Origin of the sequence: Gordonia sp. 135, assembly GCF_009720185.1 — a bacterium.
Lineage (GTDB): Bacteria > Actinomycetota > Actinomycetes > Mycobacteriales > Mycobacteriaceae > Gordonia > Gordonia alkanivorans.
On sequence record NZ_CP046257.1, the window covers coordinates 2708057 to 2725401 of the forward strand.

Sequence of the window (17345 nt, forward strand, 5' to 3'; positions counted from 1 at the left end):
GAGTTCGTCAGCGGTGTCGTGATTGTCCGGATAAAGGGTGGTCGCGAGGTATCGGGCGCCGCCGATTACAGTCGTCGTGTGCCCGAAACCACAGCTGGCCGCCGCGTGCCGGACTTCTTCGGACTCGTGTGGAATCACCTGCTCGCCGTACTCGACTACCTCGGACTGCGTAAACAGCGTCCCGCCGGAACCGACGGCGACGCCACCGAGCAGCGCGGCGACTACGGCAAGGCCATCGCCCGGCTACACGACGACGAGCGCGAGGTCGGCCCCCTCAACGCCGCGGAGACCCGTCGCCTCCGCCGCATCAAGCTGTTCGGAGCCACCGGTTCGGTTCTGATCCTGATCGGCGCGCTCGGCACCGGCGCGGTGCCCGTGCTGCAGAACCCGGTCGCCGGCATGCGCGTGCTGTCGCTGCCATCGCGGATGTTCGGGACCGCACTCGCCCTCTCCATCGGCGGCACCATCACTCTCGTGGTCGCCTGGCTTCTGATCGGCCGCTTCGCGGTCGGCCGCTTCAGCGTCGAGGTCCGTCACGGACGCAGTCCGGAACGGCGGATGAGCCGACGCCAGGCCGACCGGACGCTCATGCTGTGGATCACGCCGATCGTGCTGGCTCCCCCGCTGCTGAGCAAGGACGTCTACTCCTACCTCGCCCAGAGCGCGATCGCCTTCCGCGGCATGGACCCGTACTCGGTCAGTCCCGTCCGCGGCCTCGGCGTCGATCACATCCTCACCCGATCCGTGCCCAACCTCTGGCGCGACACCCCCGCGCCCTACGGACCACTGTTCCTGTGGATCGGCGAGGGCATCACCAATATCACCGGGGCGAACATCACCGCGGCGATCTTCCTGCACCGCATCGTCGCACTGATCGGTGTCGCGCTCATCGTGTGGGCGTTGCCGCGTCTGGCGAAGCGCTGCGGGGTGTCCTCGGTCGCCGCCCTGTGGCTCGGTGCGATGAACCCGCTGGTGATCCTGCATCTGGTGGGCGGCATCCACAACGAGGCACTCATGCTCGGCCTGATGCTCGTCGGCCTCGAGCTGAGCTTCCGCGCCATCTACGGCGTCGACCGGTTACGGAAGCCGGGAACGCTGATACCCACAAGAGCCGGCTGGATATTGATCGCAGGCGGCGCGGTGATCGCGGCGTCGGCGATGATCAAGGTCGCATCCATGCTCGCGCTCGGTTTCGTCGGGATCGCCCTGGCGATGCGTTGGGGCGCCACGCTGCCGGCCCTGCGGCACGCGCCGATCCGCGAATGGTGGACCCGATCGAAATGGTCCGTGTACGCCCTCGGAGTCTCCGCGGCGTTCTACGTGGTCGTCCTGGGCATCGTGATGGTTGGTATCTCGCTGGCCACCGGGCTCGGATTCGGCTGGACGGGCACGCTCTCCACCGGCGAGATCGTCCGGTCGTGGATGTCGATGCCGACGCTGCTCGGGGTGACGACGGGTCGGATCGGTGTGACGCTCGGACTTGGAGAGCACACCCAGGCGATCCTCGACGTCGCACGCCCGATCGGTCAGCTCGTCGCGGGTCTGTTCATCATCCGGTGGATGCTCGCGACCCTTGGCGGACGCCTGCACCCCCTCGGCGCACTCGGTGTGTCAATGGCCACATTCATCCTGTTCTTCCCGTTCGTCCAGGCCTGGTATCTCCTCTGGGCGGTGATCCCGCTCGCGGCGTGGGCGACGGGAGCGTGGTTCCGGATCTCGACCATCGCGGCATCCGCGATCATCGCCATCGTCGTGATGCCCACGAGCTCCAACACCAGCGGAGTCGTTCTCGCACAGGGGCTTCTGGCCGGTGTGATCATGGTCGCAGCACTCACCGCACTCTTCTTCGAGGACCGTTCGCCGCGCCGATGGCGTCGTCGCAGAACCGGGGCACCGGAGGAGTCCCCGGAACCGGCCGAGAACGCCCCGACGCCATGACGATCCCCCACCGAACCCGCGAACGGCGTTTTTCGTCCGCGGGGTCCGAGCGCCTAGTCTGACCTGTGTGCGCAGCACGACCCCTCGGCAGATCAGCGATGACGATCGAATGAACGATCGTCCGCCGAGCGACCCCGTCGCATCCCCAGCGGTCGAGGTACGCGGGCTGGTCAAGACCTTCGGTGACCGTACCGCCGTCGATCGGCTCGATCTGACCGTGGAGCGCGGACAGATCCTCGCCCTCCTCGGACCGAACGGTGCGGGCAAGACCACGACCGTCGAGATCTGCGAGGGCTTCACCGCCCCCGACGCCGGCACCGTCCGGGTTCTCGGGCTCGATCCGATCGTCGACAACGACGCCCTCCGACGCCGCGTCGGTGTGATGCTGCAGGGCGGCGGCGCCTACCCGGGCGCCCGCGCCGAGGAGATGTTGCGGCTCGTCGCCGCCTACTCGGCCGACCCGATCGACCCCGAATTCCTCATCGACGCACTCGGTCTCGACGACGTCCGCCGCACGTCGTACCGACGCCTCTCCGGCGGACAACAGCAGCGCCTCGCGCTCGCCTGCGCGATCGTCGGCCGTCCTGAACTGGTGTTCCTCGACGAGCCGACCGCCGGCCTCGACGCCCACGCGCGTCTCGTCGTGTGGGAACTCGTCGACCGCCTCCGCGCCGACGGCGTGGCCGTCCTGCTCACCACGCATCTGATGGACGAGGCGGAGGAACTCGCCGACCAGGTCGTGATCATCGATCACGGCCGCGCGGTCGCCGCCGGGACCCCCGCCGACCTCACGAGCACCGGCGCCGAGAACGAGTTGCGGTTCACCGCGCCCCGCGGGCTCGACCTGTCGATGCTCACGCTCGCACTTCCCGAGGGCTATCACTGCACCGAGGCGAACCCCGGCTCGTACCTCGTCATCGGCCCGATGACGCCGCAGGTTCTCGCGACGGTGACCGCCTGGTGCGCGAAGATCAACGTCCTCGCCACCGATCTCCGTGTCGAGACCCGCAGTCTCGAAGACGTCTTCCTCGACCTGACCGGACGGGCCCTACGACAGTGAACTCCCCCGCAGTGAACTCCCCCGCTCCCGGCACGGGACTCTTCCCCGAGGGCATGTTCCGTCCGGCGCCGCGTCCGGCGTCCCTGCCGGCGATGATCACCGCGCAGTCGACCCTCGAGCTCAAGCTCCTGCTCCGCAACGGTGAACAGTTGTTGCTCACCATGTTCATCCCGATCACGCTGCTCATCGGGCTGTGCCTGCTGCCGATCAACACGACCTTCGGCGACGGCCCGGCCGAGCGCGCCACGCTCTTCGTCCCCGCGATCCTGACGGTCGCCGTGATGTCGACCGCCTTCACCGGCCAGGCCATCGCCGTCGGTTTCGACCGCCGGTACGGGGCCCTGAAAAGACTGGGCGCCACACCGATTCCCCGGTGGGGCATCATCGTCGGCAAGTCGGTCGCAGTGCTGATCGTGGTGGCCCTGCAGTCGGTCATCCTCGGCGCCATCGGACTCGCCTTCGGGTGGCGGCCCGACGCGGTCGGACTGCTCATCGGCGCGCTGGTGATCATCGTCGGCACCGCCTGCTTCGCGGCCCTCGGGCTGCTCCTCGGCGGCACGCTCAAGGCGGAGGTCGTCCTGGCCCTGGCGAACCTGCTCTGGTTCGCGTTCATCGGACTCGGCAGCCTCGTGGTCGTCGATTCCAACGTTCCCGGCGCCGTGCACACCTTCGCACGGTGTATCCCCTCGGGTGCGCTCAGTGAGGCCCTGGAAATGGCCGCACGTGGTTCGTTCGACGCCTTCGGGGTGGGCGTCTTGCTGGTGTGGGCCGCAGTGGCCGGCACCTTGGCAGTGAGGTGGTTCCGATTCCGATGACGACGTCGCAGACTTCGACACGACCCGACGGGGCGGACCCCGACAGGGCGACTACCGAGGGTGGCAATCGACAGGTGGGCGGTTTCTGGCGGTCCATCCCGGGATTCGGCCGACCGACGATCCGCTTCGTACACCGCTGGGCGATGGCGCTGCTCGTCTCCAACGTCGGGATCGTCGCCACCGGCGGCGCCGTCCGCGTGACGGGTTCGGGACTCGGTTGTCCCACCTGGCCGCGCTGCACCGACGATTCCTTCGTCCCGCACGGCGAACTCGGCATCCACGGCGCGATCGAGTTCGGCAACCGGATGCTGACATGGGTCCTCATCATCATCGCGATCGCCGCCTGGATCGCCGTGCTCCGCTACGCCGGATCGGCCCGCCGCGACAAGTGGCTCGTGACCCTGATCGCTCTCGGTATCCCGTTCCAGGGCGTGATCGGCGGCATCACCGTCCTCACCGACCTCAATCCGTGGGTCGTGGCGCTGCACTTCATCCTGTCGATGATCCTGGTGTCGGCGGCGACCGTCCTGGTCTTCCGGATGCGCCCGTATCCGACCCCGGCCGAACCCGCACCCGCCGACACCGACACCCCGGGGATGGCGACCCGGCGACTGGGCGTCTACCTGGCGTGGCTGCTGTACGCGGTCACCTGGGTGACCATCTACCTCGGCACAGTGGTGACGGGTTCCGGCCCCCACGCCGGCGACGCCGACGCCCCCCGCAACGGACTCGACCCCGACAACGCCACCCAGCTCCACGCAGATGCGGTGTTCGTACTCGTCGGCCTGGGTCTGGCCGCACTCATCTACGCCCGCGTCTTCGCGCGTCCCCAGCAGCGCTCGGCACTGGTCTTCGTGGGCCTGCTCGTCCTGCAGGGTGTGATCGGCTTCGTCCAGTTCTTCACCGATCTGCCCGTCGCGCTGGTCATCGCGCACATGTTCGGCAGTGCGCTGCTCCTCATCGGCGCGACCTGGCAGGTGCTGGTCGCCCGGGCGACCGATCAGCCGCACGTCGACGCGGCCTGACCACGCGTCACGAACGACGACGACCCCCGGCGATCGCGCCGGGGGTCGTCTCTGGTTCGCGGGTCGGACCGTCGCGTCAGAGGATCGCGCGGTTGCGCGCCTTCGGGAAGCGCTTCTGGCGGGCCACCCAGCCGGCCATCTTGCGGTAATGCGACGGCTTGACGGTGGTCTCGGAGGTGAGATCGCGATCCCACTCGGCGATCTCGAGTCCGTCGACGGCGTCGACGACTGCCTGCGCGGTCGCGAGGTCGGCGACGACGCGGTCACCGAGGACGCCTCCGGCGTCACCGACGAGCGTGATCCGGACGCCGGCCGCACCGATCGCCTGCAGGACGACCTTGGCGCTCCCGCCCTCGCGCGCGACGAACTTCTTCACCGAGGCGACGACATCGCCCGGTGCCTGGACGGTCGGCGTGGCTGTGGTGTCGGTGGCGGCACTGTCAGTCATGACGCTCAGCATACCGGTGGGCCTCGGCCGATCCCGATACCGGGATGGGCGTCACGTCCGGCGCGTTCCCCGTGTACAACGGGTGTCGTGCGTGCGATACAGGTGACCCGCCACGGCGGTCCGGACGTCCTGACCTTCGGAACCGTCGACGACCCGATCCCGGCCGCCGACGAGGTGATCGTCCGAACCTCGGCGGTGGGCGTCAACTACATCGACACCTATCTCCGCCGCGGTCTCTATCCTTCGACCCCGCCGTACATCCCGGGCACCGAGGGGGCCGGCGAGATCGTCTCCCTGGGCTCCGACGTGTCCGCCCTCGAAGTGGGTCAGCGGGTCGCATGGTGTGCGGCGCCCGCGTCGTATGCCGAACTCGTGGCGGTGCCCGCCGCTCAGGCGGTCGTCGTCCCCGACGGCATCGACGACGCGGTCGCCGGATCGTCGCTGCTCCGCGGGCTCACCGCGCACTACCTGCTCGACGGCAGCGCACACCCGCATCCGGAGGACACGGTGCTGATCCACGCCGGGGCCGGCGGGGTCGGGCTGATCCTGACCCAGATGGCCAAGCGCCACGGTCTGCGGGTCATCACGACGGTGTCCTCGGAGGAGAAGGAGCAGTTGTCCCGGGAGGCCGGGGCCGACCACGTCCTGCGCTACGGGGACGACCTCGCCGCGCGCGTCCGGGAGTTGACCGACGGTCGCGGTGTTGCGGTGGTCTACGACGGGGTCGGCGCCGACACCTTCGAGCAGTCGCTGGCCGCCACGGCCGTCCGCGGCATCATCGTGCTGTTCGGTGCCTCCAGCGGACCGGTGCCGCCGTTCGATCTGCAGCGCCTCAACCCGGCCGGTTCGTTGTCGGTGACCCGACCCACCCTCGCGCATTTCACCGCGACGCCGGAGGAACTGAACTGGCGGGCAAGCGAGTACTTTGAGGCGATCGGAGACGGCGACGTGGACGTGCGGGTGGGTCAGCGATACCGGCTGGCCGACGCCGCGCAGGCCCACGCGGACCTGGAGGCACGCAAGACCACGGGTGCGACCGTGCTGCTGCCGGCGGATTCCTGAGGGATCTGAACGACCGGATCAGAAGTACGAGGAGATCGTCTGCATGCCGACGACCGCGTCGATCGCGAGGCCGCAGAAGACGATCGCCAGGTACTCGTTGGACTGCAGGAACACCTTGAGGGGCTTCACCTCGGCGCCGCGCTTGGTGTCGCGGTAGAGCTTGGTGACCCGCTCGAGGAACCAGGCGCCGGCGAGGAGGGCGATCACCGTGTAGATCCAGCTGGTGGCCGGGATCAGTGCGAGGGAGCTGATGACGGTCAGCCAGGTGTAGATCAGCATCTGACGCGTGACGCGTTCCTCGGTCGCGATGACCGGGAGCATCGGCACGCCGGCCGCCTTGTAGTCCTCCTTGTAGCGCATCGCGAGCGCCCAGGTGTGCGGCGGAGTCCAGAAGAAGATGACCAGGAACAGCACGATCGGCTGCCAGCTGATCGAGCCGGTGACGGCCGCCCAGCCGACCAGCGTCGGCATGCAACCGGCGGCGCCGCCCCACACCACGTTCTGCCAGGTGCGGCGCTTGAGGATCATCGTGTAGACGCCGACGTAGAAGATGATCGTCGCCGAGACGAGCAGAGACGACAGCAGGTTCGCGGCGAAGTACAGCACCGCGAACGACGCGGCCCAGAGCACCAGGCCGAAGATCAGCGCACTGCGCGTGGCGACCGCCCGACGGGCCAGGGGCCGCCGTTCGGTGCGCTTCATCTTCTTGTCGATGTCGGCGTCGACCACCATGTTGAGGGTGTTCGCGCTGCCGGCACCGAGCCATCCACCGATCAGGGTGAAGGCGATGACAGCGATGTCGACGTGACCGCGATCGGCCTGCAGCATCACCGGGATCGTCGCGACCAGCAGCAGCTCGATGACCCGCGGCTTGGTCAGCGCGACATACGCAAGCACCGTCGCGCGCACACGTCCGGCCCACGTCAGATCCGCCGGCATGACCGGCTCGGTCGAAACCTGCTGTGATGCGGTGTCGGTCGAGTGGGATGCGGCGGGACGGTCTCCGCTCACACGCTCCCCTATCCTCACGAACACTCCTCGTCTGCCCGCACAGATCGCCGCGGGCTACTACAGAGCATGGTAGACGTTTGCCTTCGCGAACCGTAATCGCCTCGTGGCCGGACCCGTGACCGGCACCGATCGACGAACCGACCGGTAACTTTCGGTCGGCGCGCAGGCCGTGCTCCTGGCCGATTACTCTGGACCCGAACGCGCCGAAAACCCGAGCAGGCACAGGAGACAATCACCATCGTGGCCGACACAGACGAGATCCGCGCACTGACCACCCCCCGCCATCCGGACGACTGGACCGACCTCGACACGCGTGCCGTCGACACGGCCCGCCTGCTGGCCGCCGACGCGGTGCAGAAGTGTGGCAGTGGTCATCCGGGTACGGCCATGAGCCTCGCACCGTTGGCCTACACGCTGTTCCAGCGCGTGATGCGTCACGACCCCACCGACACCGACTGGGCCGGCCGCGACCGCTTCGTGCTGTCCTGCGGGCATTCGAGCCTGACCCTCTACATCCAGCTCTACCTGGGTGGCTTCGGCCTCGAGCTCTCCGACATCGAGGCGCTGCGGACCTGGGATTCGCTGACCCCCGGTCACCCGGAGTTCCGCCACACCCGCGGTGTGGAGATCACCACCGGCCCGCTGGGCCAGGGTCTCGCCTCATCGGTCGGCATGGCGATGGCCGCCCGCCGCGAGCGCGGCCTGTTCGACCCGGATGCCGGCGTCGGCGAGAGCCCGTTCGACCACTACATCTACGTGGTCGCCTCCGACGGTGACATCGAGGAGGGCGTGACCTCTGAGGCCAGCTCGCTCGCCGGCACCCAGCAGCTCGGCAACCTGATCGTGTTCTACGACCAGAACCAGATCTCGATCGAGGACGACACCGACATCGCCCTGTCCGAGGACGTCGCCAAGCGCTACGAGGCCTACGGCTGGCACGTGCAGACCGTCGAAGGCGGCGAGGACGTCGTGGCCATCGAGGCCGCGATCAAGGCCGCCCAGGAGGTCGTCGACCGTCCGTCGATCATCTGCCTCCGCACCATCATCGGCTTCCCGGCACCCAACCTCATGAACACCGGCGCGGCCCACGGCGCGGCGCTCGGTGACGAGGAGATCGCCGCGACCAAGAAGATTCTCGGCTTCGACCCGGAGAAGAACTTCGAGGTCACCGACGAGGTCATCGCGCACACCCGCAAGCTCGTCGAGCGCGGCGCCGAGCAGCGCAAGGCCTGGACGGCGTCCTTCGACGCATGGGCTGAGAAGAACCCCGAGCAGAAGGCGCTGTTCGATCGCCTGACCGCCCACGAGCTCCCCGAGGGCTGGACCGAGAACCTGCCGAGCTGGAACGTCGGCGACAAGGACGTGGCGACGCGCAGCGCCTCGGGCAAGGTGCTCGGCGCCCTCGCGCCCGTGCTGCCCGAGCTGTGGGGCGGTTCTGCCGACCTCGCCGGCTCGAACAACACCACGATGGACGGCGAGCCCTCGTTCGGCCCGACGTCGATCAGCACCAAGAAGTGGTCGGCCAACCCGTACGGCCGCACCCTGCACTTCGGTGTCCGCGAGCACGCGATGGGTTCGATCCTGTCGGGCATCGCCCTGCACGGACCGACCCGCGCCTACGGCGGCACCTTCCTGCAGTTCGCCGACTACATGCGTCCGGCCGTCCGTCTGGCGGCGCTGATGGAGATCGACCCGATCTACGTCTGGACCCATGACTCGATCGGTCTCGGCGAGGACGGCCCGACCCACCAGCCGATCGAGCACCTGGCGGCGCTGCGGGCGATCCCTAATCTCGACGTCGTGCGTCCCGCCGACGCGAACGAGACCGCCTACGCGTGGGCGCACCTGCTGACCCGGCGCAACCACCCGGTCGGCCTGGCGCTCACCCGGCAGAACCTCCCGATCCTCGAGGGCACCTCGGCGCAGGGCGTCGCCAACGGCGGCTACATCCTCAGCGATTCCGAGGGCGATCCGCAGGTCGTGCTGATCGGCACGGGCTCCGAGGTGTACCTGGCCGTCGAAGCACAGAAGGCGCTGGCCGACAAGGGAATCAAGGCCCGCGTCGTGTCCATGCCCTGTGTCGAGTGGTTCGACGAGCAGCCCAAGGGGTACCAGGACCACGTGCTCCCGCCGTCGGTTCCGCGTGTCGCCGTCGAGGCCGGCATCGCGATGCCGTGGTACCGCATCGTCGGCGCCGGTGGCGAGATCGTCAGCATCGAGCACTTCGGTGCCTCGGCCGACTACAAGGTGCTCTTCACCAAGTTCGGGATCACCGCAGAGGCCGTCACGTCGGCCGCCGAGCGCGTCGTCGCCGGCTGACCAACCCAAGGAGAGAGATCGTGACCCAGAACGAGAAGCTCGCCGAACTGTCCGCCGCCGGAGTCTCGGTGTGGCTGGACGACCTGTCCCGTGACCTGATCGGCTCCGGCGAACTCGCCGAACTGATCTCGACCAAGTCGGTGGTCGGTGTGACCACCAACCCGTCGATCTTCCAAGCGGCGCTGTCGAAGGGCACCGCCTACAACGCGCAGGTCACCGAACTGGCCGCGCGTGGCGCCGATGTCGACGGCACCATCCGCACGGTGACCACCGACGACGTCCGCAACGCCTGCGACGTGCTCGCACCGGTGTACGAGGAGTCCGACGGCGTCGACGGCCGGGTGTCGATCGAGGTCGACCCGCGCCTGGCCCACGACACCGACGGCACGGTCGCCCAGGCGATCGAGCTGTGGAAGATCGTCGACCGCCCGAACCTGCTGATCAAGATCCCGGCCACCACGGCCGGGCTCCCGGCGATCACCAAGGTCATCGCCGAGGGCATCAGCGTCAACGTGACGCTGATCTTCTCGGTGGAGCGCTACAAGGACGTCATGGACGCCTACCTCGACGGCCTCGACGCCGCCGCGGAAGCCGGCCACGACCTGTCGAACATCCACTCGGTGGCGTCGTTCTTCGTCTCGCGCGTCGACACCGAGATCGACAAGCGTCTCGACGCCATCGGCACCCCGGAGGCGATGGAGCTCAAGGGCAAGGCGGCACTGGCCAACGCCCGCCTGGCCTACTCGGCCTACCAGCAGGTGTTCGAGGTCGAGTCGCGCTTCCCCGATCTGCTCGCCCACGGCGCCCGTCCGCAGCGCGCGCTCTGGGCGTCGACCGGCGTGAAGAACCCGGACTACCCCGACACCCTGTACGTCAGCGAGCTCGTCGCACCCAACACGGTCAACACCATGCCGGGCAAGACGATGGACGCCTTCGCCGACCACGGTTGGGTGAACACCGGCTCGATCATCGGTCTCGCGCAGGAGTCGCAGGAGGTCTTCGACAAGATCGCGGCGCTCGGCGTCGACACGGTCGATGTCTTCAAGGTCCTCGAGGACGAGGGCGTGAGCAAGTTCGAGGACGCGTGGAACGATCTGCTCAACGCGACCGCCGAGCAGTTGTCCGCGGCGATCAAGGGCTGATCCCACAGTGGCCGTCGGCGGGGATTCAGTGGGACCCGGTGCTGTAGGACCCGACTCCTGGACCAATCCGCTCCGTGACCCACGGGACAAGCGGCTCCCGCGTATCGCGGGACCGTGCAGTCTGGTCATCTTCGGCGTAACCGGAGACCTGGCACGCAAGAAGTTGATGCCTGCGGTCTACGACCTCGCCAACCGCGGCCTCCTCCCCCCGTCGTTCGCTCTCGTCGGGTTCGCCCGGCGGGACTGGACCGACGAGGATTTCGGGGCGGTCGTGCACGACGCCGTGCGGGAACACGCCCGCACGGGCTTCCGTGAGGAGGTGTGGGAGCGCCTCGCCGAGGGCTTCCGCTTCGTGCAGGGCAATTTCGACGACGACGCCGCCTTCGACAAGTTGCGCGACACCCTCAAGTCGCTCGACAACGAACGCGGTACGGACGGCAATCACGCCTTCTACCTGTCGATCCCGCCCGGGGCGTTCCCGACGGTGTGTGAACAGCTCGAGCGCAGCGGGCTCGCAGCACAGACCGGCGACAGCTGGCGCCGGGTGGTCATCGAGAAGCCCTTCGGTCACGACCTCGGCTCGGCCCGTGAACTCAACGCCATCGTCAACAACGTCTTCCCGGAGTCGTCGGTGTTCCGCATCGACCACTACCTCGGCAAGGAGACGGTGCAGAACATCCTGGCGCTGCGCTTCGCCAATCAGCTGTTCGATCCGCTGTGGAGTTCGCACTACGTCGACCATGTCCAGATCACCATGGCCGAGGACATCGGTCTCGGTGGCCGGGCCGGCTACTACGACGGCATCGGGGCGGCGCGCGACGTCATCCAGAACCATCTGCTGCAGCTGATGGCGCTGGTGGCGATGGAAGAGCCGATCTCTTTCGAGCCCAAGCAGTTACAGGCCGAGAAGGCCAAGGTTCTCGCCGCCACCCGCAACATCGAGCCGCTGTCGGAGAACACGGCTCGGGGTCAGTACACCGCCGGCTGGCAGGGCAGCGAGAAGGTTCGCGGCCTCAAAGAGGAGTCCGGCTTCGCCAAGGACTCCACGACCGAGACCTTCGCCGCGATCGCCCTGGAGGTCGACTCCCGCCGCTGGGCGGGTGTCCCCTTCTACCTGCGTACCGGCAAGCGCCTCGGCCGGCGCGTCACCGAGATCGCGCTGGTCTTCAAACGGGCGCCGCATCTGCCCTTCGATCAGACGATGACCGAGGAACTCAGCCAGAACGTGCTGGTGATCCGCGTTCAGCCCGACGAGGGGATGACGCTCCGGTTCGGCTCCAAGGTGCCCGCATCGAGCATGGAAGTCCGCGACGTGAACATGGACTTCAGTTACGGCACCGCGTTCACCGAGGCGTCCCCGGAGGCCTACGAACGGTTGATCCTCGACGTGCTGCTCGGGGAACCGTCACTCTTCCCCGTCAACGAGGAAGTCGAATTGTCCTGGAAGATCCTCGATCCGGTGCTCGACCACTGGGCCCAGAACGGCCGGCCGGAAGCGTACGAGGCAGGAACCTGGGGTCCGGCGTCCGCAGACGAGATGCTCGCACGCCATGGCCGACAGTGGAGGCGTCCATGATCGTCAACCTGCCCGACACGTCGAGCCGGGAAGTCGCCAAGCGACTGGTCACGCTCCACGAGACCGAGGGTTCGGTCAACAGCGGTCGCGTGCTCACGCTGGTCGTCTGTGCCGAACACGACGAACCCACCGAAGGCGCCATCGAGGCCGCGATCGCCGCGAGCCGCGAGCATCCCAGCCGCGTGATCGTCGTCTCCCGCGGTGTGCGCCATGCGCGTTCGCGGATGGACGCCGAGATCCGCGTCGGCGGCGACGCCGGCGCGTCGGAGGTCATCGTGCTGTCTCTGGCCGGCGACATGGCCGACCACGCACACGCAGTGGTGATCCCCTTCCTGCTGCCGGACACCCCGGTGGTCACCTGGTGGCCGAGTATCGGTCCCGCGCGGCCGGCATCCGATCCGCTCGGCACGCTGGGCCGCCGCCGGATCATGGACGCCAATCGCGACCCCGGCCTGAACACCGTCCTCAAACGTCGTCTCGCCGGGTACTCGCCCGGTGACACCGACATCGCCTGGACCCAGCTCACCCCGTGGCGGGCGATCCTCGCTTCGGCCCTCGATCGTCCTCCGTTCACCCCGGTCCTCGAGATCGATGTGACCGGACCCGATCGCAGTCCGGCCATCGACCTGCTCGCCGGCTGGCTGCGGTCCGCGCTGGGCGTCCCCACGCGCAGGTTCACCGGCAGCTTCGAGGTTCGACTCGTCCGGACCGACGGCGACACCGTGCTGGCCGTCGACGAGAGCAACAACGCCGTCCTGACCGCACCCGGCAAGCCGGACGGGAAGATCGCGATGACGCCGCGCTCGCTGCCGGTGTGCATCGCCGAGGAGTTGCGCCGTCTCGACGTCGACGAGGTGTACGCCTCGGCGTTGGCCGGTGTCGCCGACGTGGAGCGGATCTCACCGGAGCAGGAGGCACTCCTCCGAGCCGACATGCGAGCCGCTGTCGAACACGCCGCACAGCAGAGCGATTCAGCTGCATCCGACGGAAAAGAGTGAAAGACGTGGCCAACGAGACGCTGGTCTTCGAGTCCAAGCAGGAACTGGTCGTGACCGCGGCCGCTCGCTTCATCGACCTGGTGACCCGCGCACAGGCCGAACGCGACGTCGCGAGCATCGTCCTGACCGGCGGCAGCAACGGGATCGGCATTCTGTCGGCCCTGGCCGCCGACAGCGGCACGATCGACTGGTCGCGAGTCGACCTGTACTGGGGCGACGACCGATTCGTACCGGCCGACGACCCGGAACGCAACTCCGGACAGGCCCGCGAAGCCCTGCTCGACAAGGTGCCGGTCGACCCGTCGCGGGTCTTCCCGATGGCCCCGTCCGACGGCCCGTTCGGCGACGACATCGACGCCGCCGCAGCCGATTACGCGGCGATCCTGGCCGGCCGCTCCTCTGACGGCATTGCCCCGGAGTTCGATCTTCACCTTCTGGGAATGGGCGGCGAAGGCCACATCAACTCACTCTTCCCGCACACCGCGGCCACCGCGGAGACCGAGAAGTCGGTTGTCGCCGTGGAGGATTCGCCCAAGCCGCCGCCGCGTCGGATCACCTTGACACTGCCCGTGGTCAACCGGTCGCGCAACGTCTGGTTCCTCGTCGCCGGCGCCGACAAGGCCGAGGCCGTCGTCGCTGCCCACAACGGTGCCGACCCGGCGGACTGGCCTTGCGCCGGTGCCCACGGCACCGAAGAGACCATCTGGTTCCTCGACGAGGACGCGGCCTCCCGGCTCAAGTGATTCCGGGCTCACGCTAGGCTCGATGCTCGTGACCGATACCTCGACCTACGCGAACGTGACCCTCGACCCTCGCGCCAACGTCTACTTCGACGGCAAGTGCGTGAGCCACACGTTCCACCTCGCCGACGGCACCCGTAAATCGGCCGGTGTGATCCTGCCCGCGACACTGAATTTCGGCACCGGCGCACCCGAGATCATGGAACTCCACAGCGGCGCCTGCCGGGTGCGGCTCGCCGGCAGCGAGGACTGGACCTCCTACGGCGCGGGCGACTCGTTCTCGGTGCCCGGGAACTCCTCGTTCGACATCGAGGTCACCGACCCCGTCAGCTACGTCTGCCACTACGGCTGAGCACAGCCACTCCGGGCTAACCCGAGTTCCGCAGCGCCGTCGCCAGACCGTTCATGGTGAGCTGGATACCGCGGCGCACCAGCGGGGTGTCCTCCCCCGCACGGAACCGGCGCAGCAGCTCCACCTGCAGCAGGTTGAGGGGCTCGAGGTACGGAAAACGGTTGTAGACCGAACGTTTCAGGGCTGCGTTGTCGTGCAACAGGTCGTCGGTGCCGGTGATCTCGGCGCACATGGCGATCGTACGCTCGTGCTCGTCGACGATCATGCCGAACACCTTGTCGCGCAGTTGCTCGTCGGGAACCAGCTGTGCGTAGCGCTCGGCAAGACCCATGTCGGACTTGGCCAGCACCTGCGCCATGTTGGACATGACGGTGCGGAAGAACGGCCACTTCTCGTAGTAGCGCTGCAGGGCCTCGAGGCGGGTGGGATCGTCGCCGACCCACTCCTCGAACGCGGACCCGGTGCCGTACCAGCCCGGCAGCATCACGCGTGATTGCGTCCACGACAGCACCCACGGGATCGCTCGGAGATCCGAGATCTTCTCGGTCTGCTTGCGTGACGCCGGGCGGCTGCCGATGTTGAGGGCGCCGATCTCCGACAGCGGCGTCGACGTGGTGAAGTACTCGACGAATCCCGGTGTCTCGTGCACCAGACGGCTGTACGCCGCACGTGCCCTGGCCGCGATGTCGTCCATGATCTCGTAGGCCGACTCCGATTCGTCGCCGAGACCTTCGACGTCGAGCAACGACGACTCGATGGTCGCGGCCAGCAGCGTCTCCAGGTTTCGGCGGGCGGTCACCGGTTCGGCGTACTTGGCTGCGATGATCTCGCCCTGCTCGGTGATCCGCAACGATCCCCGGACCGCACCCGGCGGCTGGGCGAGGATCGCATCGTAGCTGGGACCTCCACCGCGACCGACGGTGCCACCGCGACCGTGGAAGAGCCGCAACCGGATTCCCGACCGAGACGCCGCCTCGACGAGGTCGAGTTCGGCGCGGTACAGCGCCCAGTTGGCGGCCATGTAACCGCCGTCCTTGTTGGAGTCGGAGTAGCCGAGCATGATCTCCTGCATGCCGTGCTGGGACTCCACGAGCGCCCGGTAGAACGGCACGTCGAGAACGGCGAGCAGCGTTGTGGCGCCCTGCTGCAGATCCTCGATCGTCTCGAACAGCGGTACGACGCGGACGGTCGAGCGCGGCGAGTTCTCCCCCGCCGCACCAGGATCGTAGAGACCGGCCTCCTTCAGCAGGATCAGGGCCTCGAGCATGTCACTCACCGAGGTGCACATGCTGATGATGTAGTTCGGCACCGCTTCCGGCCCGAACGTCGCGACCGCCTTCGCAGCAGCCCGCACGATCCCGAGTTCCTTGGTCGCCAGTTCGCTCAGTTCCGCGTCGGGACTGGTCAGCGGACGACGGCGTTGCAGCTCGGCGGACAGGATCTCGACGCGCTCCTCCTCCCCCAGCGAGGCGTAGTCGGCGTGCACGCCGGCCCACGCCAGGAGTTCGGCGACGACCTCCTCGTGCATGTCGGAGTTCTGCCGCAGGTCGAGTCCGGACAGATGGAAACCGAAGGTACGCACCGACTCCCGGAGGGACAAGAGGCGATCGTCGGCGATGGTGGCGTCGTTGTTGACCCGCAGCGCGGCGTCGATGACGTCCAGGTCGGCGAGGAGTTCCGATGCGTCGTGATACGGCGACTTGCCGTCGACGAGGAAGAGGTCGCTCGATGAGAGGAAGTCGTCGTCGAACATGCCCCTCGCCGTCGCCGCCAGACGGGACCTGATGTGCCGCAGCGCGAGCCGGAACGGCTCGTCGACACCGGGGTCGTCGGCATCGGCGCCGGCGAGTGCCAGCAGCGGCTCGGTGCCGGTGATCAGTCGCGCCGACATACTCAGTTCCTGCGCGAGGTTCTCGAGTTCGGCGAGGTGGTGCCCGACCGCGGTCGCGGCGGCCAGCGTGGTGGCCAGGGTGACGACCTCGGCGGTGACGAACGGGTTGCCGTCCCGGTCGCCGCCGATCCAGGACCCCATGCGGATCATCGGCTCGTCGGCGAGACCCGCGTCCGGGTACGCCGACCGCAGCGCGGCTCGCACCGAGGTGTTGATCGCCGGCACCACCTCGAAGAACGAGGCGTCGTAGTAGCGCAGGCCCGAACGGATCTCGTCCTGGATGGTCAGCCGCTCGAGACGGATGAGAGCGGTCTGCCACAGCGTGAGGATCTGGCGCCGGATCGCCTCGGTGACCTCGGCGTCCTCGTCGGGGGTCAGTTCGGTGCGACCGCGGAAGCGCATGAGCTCGGTGATTCGGTTCTGCGCCTCGAACACCGTGCGACGCCGCGTCTCGGTCGGGTGGGCGGTGATGACGGGGACGACGTTGGCATCGGCGAGTGCCTTGCCGACCTCCTCGTCGCCGAGTCCGGCGTCGGCGAGCTGGCGGTAGGTGGCGGCCAGGCTGGACTTCTGCGGCGGGTCACCGGCCCGCACGTGGATGGCGCGGCGGCGTTCGCGGTGGATGTCCTCGGCCAGATTGGCCAGCAGCGCGAAATGGCTGAAGGCGCGGATGACGGGTACCGCGGTGGCGACGTCGAGGTCGACGAACATGTCGGCGAGCTCGCTGCGGTCGATCTCGTTGCGGCGCACGCCGAAAGCGGCGACCCGGGCGGACTCGACGAGATCGAAGACATCCGTGCCGGAATGCTCGGCGACGACCTCGCCGAGGATGCCGCCGAGCAGACGGATGTCCTCGCGTAATGGTTCGGTGAGTGCACGGCCCTCGTCGTCGACGACGATGTGGTCGACGATCGAGATGGACGGACGCGAGGCCGGGGCTCCCTTGGCGGGGGCGGTTTCACTCATGC

14 protein-coding genes are annotated in these 17345 nt (G+C 68.1%); 11 read left to right on the plus strand and 3 right to left on the minus strand.

What is annotated here, in order from left to right:
• The first annotated feature begins 105 nt into the window (after nucleotides 1-105).
• The 4 genes from mptB (at nucleotide 106) to GKZ92_RS12175 (ending at nucleotide 4838) form a co-directional block, all read left to right on the plus strand.
• Nucleotides 106-1938 (plus strand): polyprenol phosphomannose-dependent alpha 1,6 mannosyltransferase MptB, encoded by a 1833-nt coding sequence (gene mptB / locus GKZ92_RS12160; RefSeq protein WP_035751523.1) that lies wholly within the window; start codon nucleotides 106-108, stop codon nucleotides 1936-1938.
• Between the two features lie 109 nt (nucleotides 1939-2047).
• Nucleotides 2048-2998 carry an ABC transporter ATP-binding protein gene (locus GKZ92_RS12165; RefSeq protein WP_006357244.1) on the plus strand — a complete coding sequence of 317 codons (951 nt, stop codon included), beginning with the start codon at nucleotides 2048-2050 and terminating at the stop codon, nucleotides 2996-2998.
• Between the two features lie 11 nt (nucleotides 2999-3009).
• Nucleotides 3010-3813, plus strand: a complete 804-nt coding sequence (locus GKZ92_RS12170) for an ABC transporter permease (protein WP_035751700.1) — start codon at nucleotides 3010-3012, stop codon at nucleotides 3811-3813.
• Complete coding sequence (locus tag GKZ92_RS12175) at nucleotides 3810-4838, plus strand: COX15/CtaA family protein (RefSeq protein ID WP_035751522.1); 1029 nt, start codon at nucleotides 3810-3812, stop codon at nucleotides 4836-4838. Before GKZ92_RS12170 ends, GKZ92_RS12175 begins: the two co-directional genes overlap by 4 nt.
• Nucleotides 4839-4914: 76 nt before the next feature.
• Here GKZ92_RS12175 and GKZ92_RS12180 read toward each other — a convergent pair whose 3' ends face one another.
• The gene (locus GKZ92_RS12180) at nucleotides 4915-5298 is read right to left on the minus strand and encodes a hypothetical protein (RefSeq protein ID WP_006357241.1); all 384 of its coding nucleotides are present in this window, start codon (nucleotides 5296-5298) and stop codon (nucleotides 4915-4917) included.
• A 75-nt stretch (nucleotides 5299-5373) separates the two neighbouring features.
• On the opposite strand from GKZ92_RS12180, the gene GKZ92_RS12185 reads away from it, so the two are divergent.
• Nucleotides 5374-6348, plus strand: coding sequence for a quinone oxidoreductase family protein (locus tag GKZ92_RS12185; RefSeq protein ID WP_035751521.1), 975 nt, complete (start codon nucleotides 5374-5376; stop codon nucleotides 6346-6348).
• A gap of 18 nt (nucleotides 6349-6366) precedes the next feature.
• Here GKZ92_RS12185 and GKZ92_RS12190 read toward each other — a convergent pair whose 3' ends face one another.
• Complete coding sequence (locus GKZ92_RS12190) at nucleotides 6367-7359, minus strand: heme o synthase (protein WP_006357239.1); 993 nt, start codon at nucleotides 7357-7359, stop codon at nucleotides 6367-6369.
• 240 nt (nucleotides 7360-7599) lie between these two features.
• On the opposite strand from GKZ92_RS12190, the gene tkt reads away from it, so the two are divergent.
• From tkt to ppnP, 6 genes are read left to right on the plus strand one after another with little or no spacing between them, the layout of a single operon-like run.
• Nucleotides 7600-9678, plus strand: a complete 2079-nt coding sequence (tkt, locus tag GKZ92_RS12195) for a transketolase (protein WP_006357238.1) — start codon at nucleotides 7600-7602, stop codon at nucleotides 9676-9678.
• A gap of 20 nt (nucleotides 9679-9698) precedes the next feature.
• Nucleotides 9699-10820 (plus strand): transaldolase, encoded by a 1122-nt coding sequence (gene tal, locus GKZ92_RS12200; RefSeq protein ID WP_006357237.1) that lies wholly within the window; start codon nucleotides 9699-9701, stop codon nucleotides 10818-10820.
• Nucleotides 10821-10827: 7 nt separating this feature from the next.
• Complete coding sequence (zwf, locus tag GKZ92_RS12205) at nucleotides 10828-12396, plus strand: glucose-6-phosphate dehydrogenase (RefSeq protein ID WP_006357236.1); 1569 nt, start codon at nucleotides 10828-10830, stop codon at nucleotides 12394-12396.
• A complete protein-coding gene (locus GKZ92_RS12210) occupies nucleotides 12393-13394 on the plus strand; it encodes a glucose-6-phosphate dehydrogenase assembly protein OpcA (RefSeq protein ID WP_006357235.1) in 1002 nt (333 codons plus the stop codon). The genes zwf and GKZ92_RS12210 overlap by 4 nt, the downstream gene beginning before the upstream one ends.
• Before the next feature lie 5 nt (nucleotides 13395-13399).
• A complete protein-coding gene (gene pgl, locus GKZ92_RS12215) occupies nucleotides 13400-14137 on the plus strand; it encodes a 6-phosphogluconolactonase (protein WP_035751698.1) in 738 nt (245 codons plus the stop codon).
• 22 nt (nucleotides 14138-14159) lie between these two features.
• A complete protein-coding gene (gene ppnP, locus GKZ92_RS12220; RefSeq protein ID WP_006357233.1) occupies nucleotides 14160-14486 on the plus strand; it encodes a pyrimidine/purine nucleoside phosphorylase in 327 nt (108 codons plus the stop codon).
• A 16-nt stretch (nucleotides 14487-14502) separates the two neighbouring features.
• On the opposite strand, the gene ppc is transcribed toward ppnP, so the two are convergent.
• Entirely contained in the window at nucleotides 14503-17343 is a 2841-nt protein-coding gene (ppc, locus tag GKZ92_RS12225; protein ID WP_035751519.1) for a phosphoenolpyruvate carboxylase, read from the minus strand.
• Nucleotides 17344-17345 lie beyond the last annotated feature (2 nt).

Bases quoted from the DNA above. Each gene is read 5' to 3' on its own strand.
- GKZ92_RS12165 (WP_006357244.1), top strand. From the start codon at position 2,048: ATGAACGATCGTCCGCCGAGCGACCCCGTCGCATCCCCAGCGGTCGAG.
- GKZ92_RS12175 (WP_035751522.1), top strand. From the start codon at position 3,810: ATGACGACGTCGCAGACTTCGACACGACCCGACGGGGCGGACCCCGAC.
- GKZ92_RS12180 (WP_006357241.1), bottom strand. From the start codon at position 5,298: ATGCTGAGCGTCATGACTGACAGTGCCGCCACCGACACCACAGCCACG.
- GKZ92_RS12210 (WP_006357235.1), top strand. From the start codon at position 12,393: ATGATCGTCAACCTGCCCGACACGTCGAGCCGGGAAGTCGCCAAGCGA.
- ppnP (WP_006357233.1), top strand. From the start codon at position 14,160: ATGCTCGTGACCGATACCTCGACCTACGCGAACGTGACCCTCGACCCT.
- ppc (WP_035751519.1), bottom strand. From the start codon at position 17,343: ATGAGTGAAACCGCCCCCGCCAAGGGAGCCCCGGCCTCGCGTCCGTCC.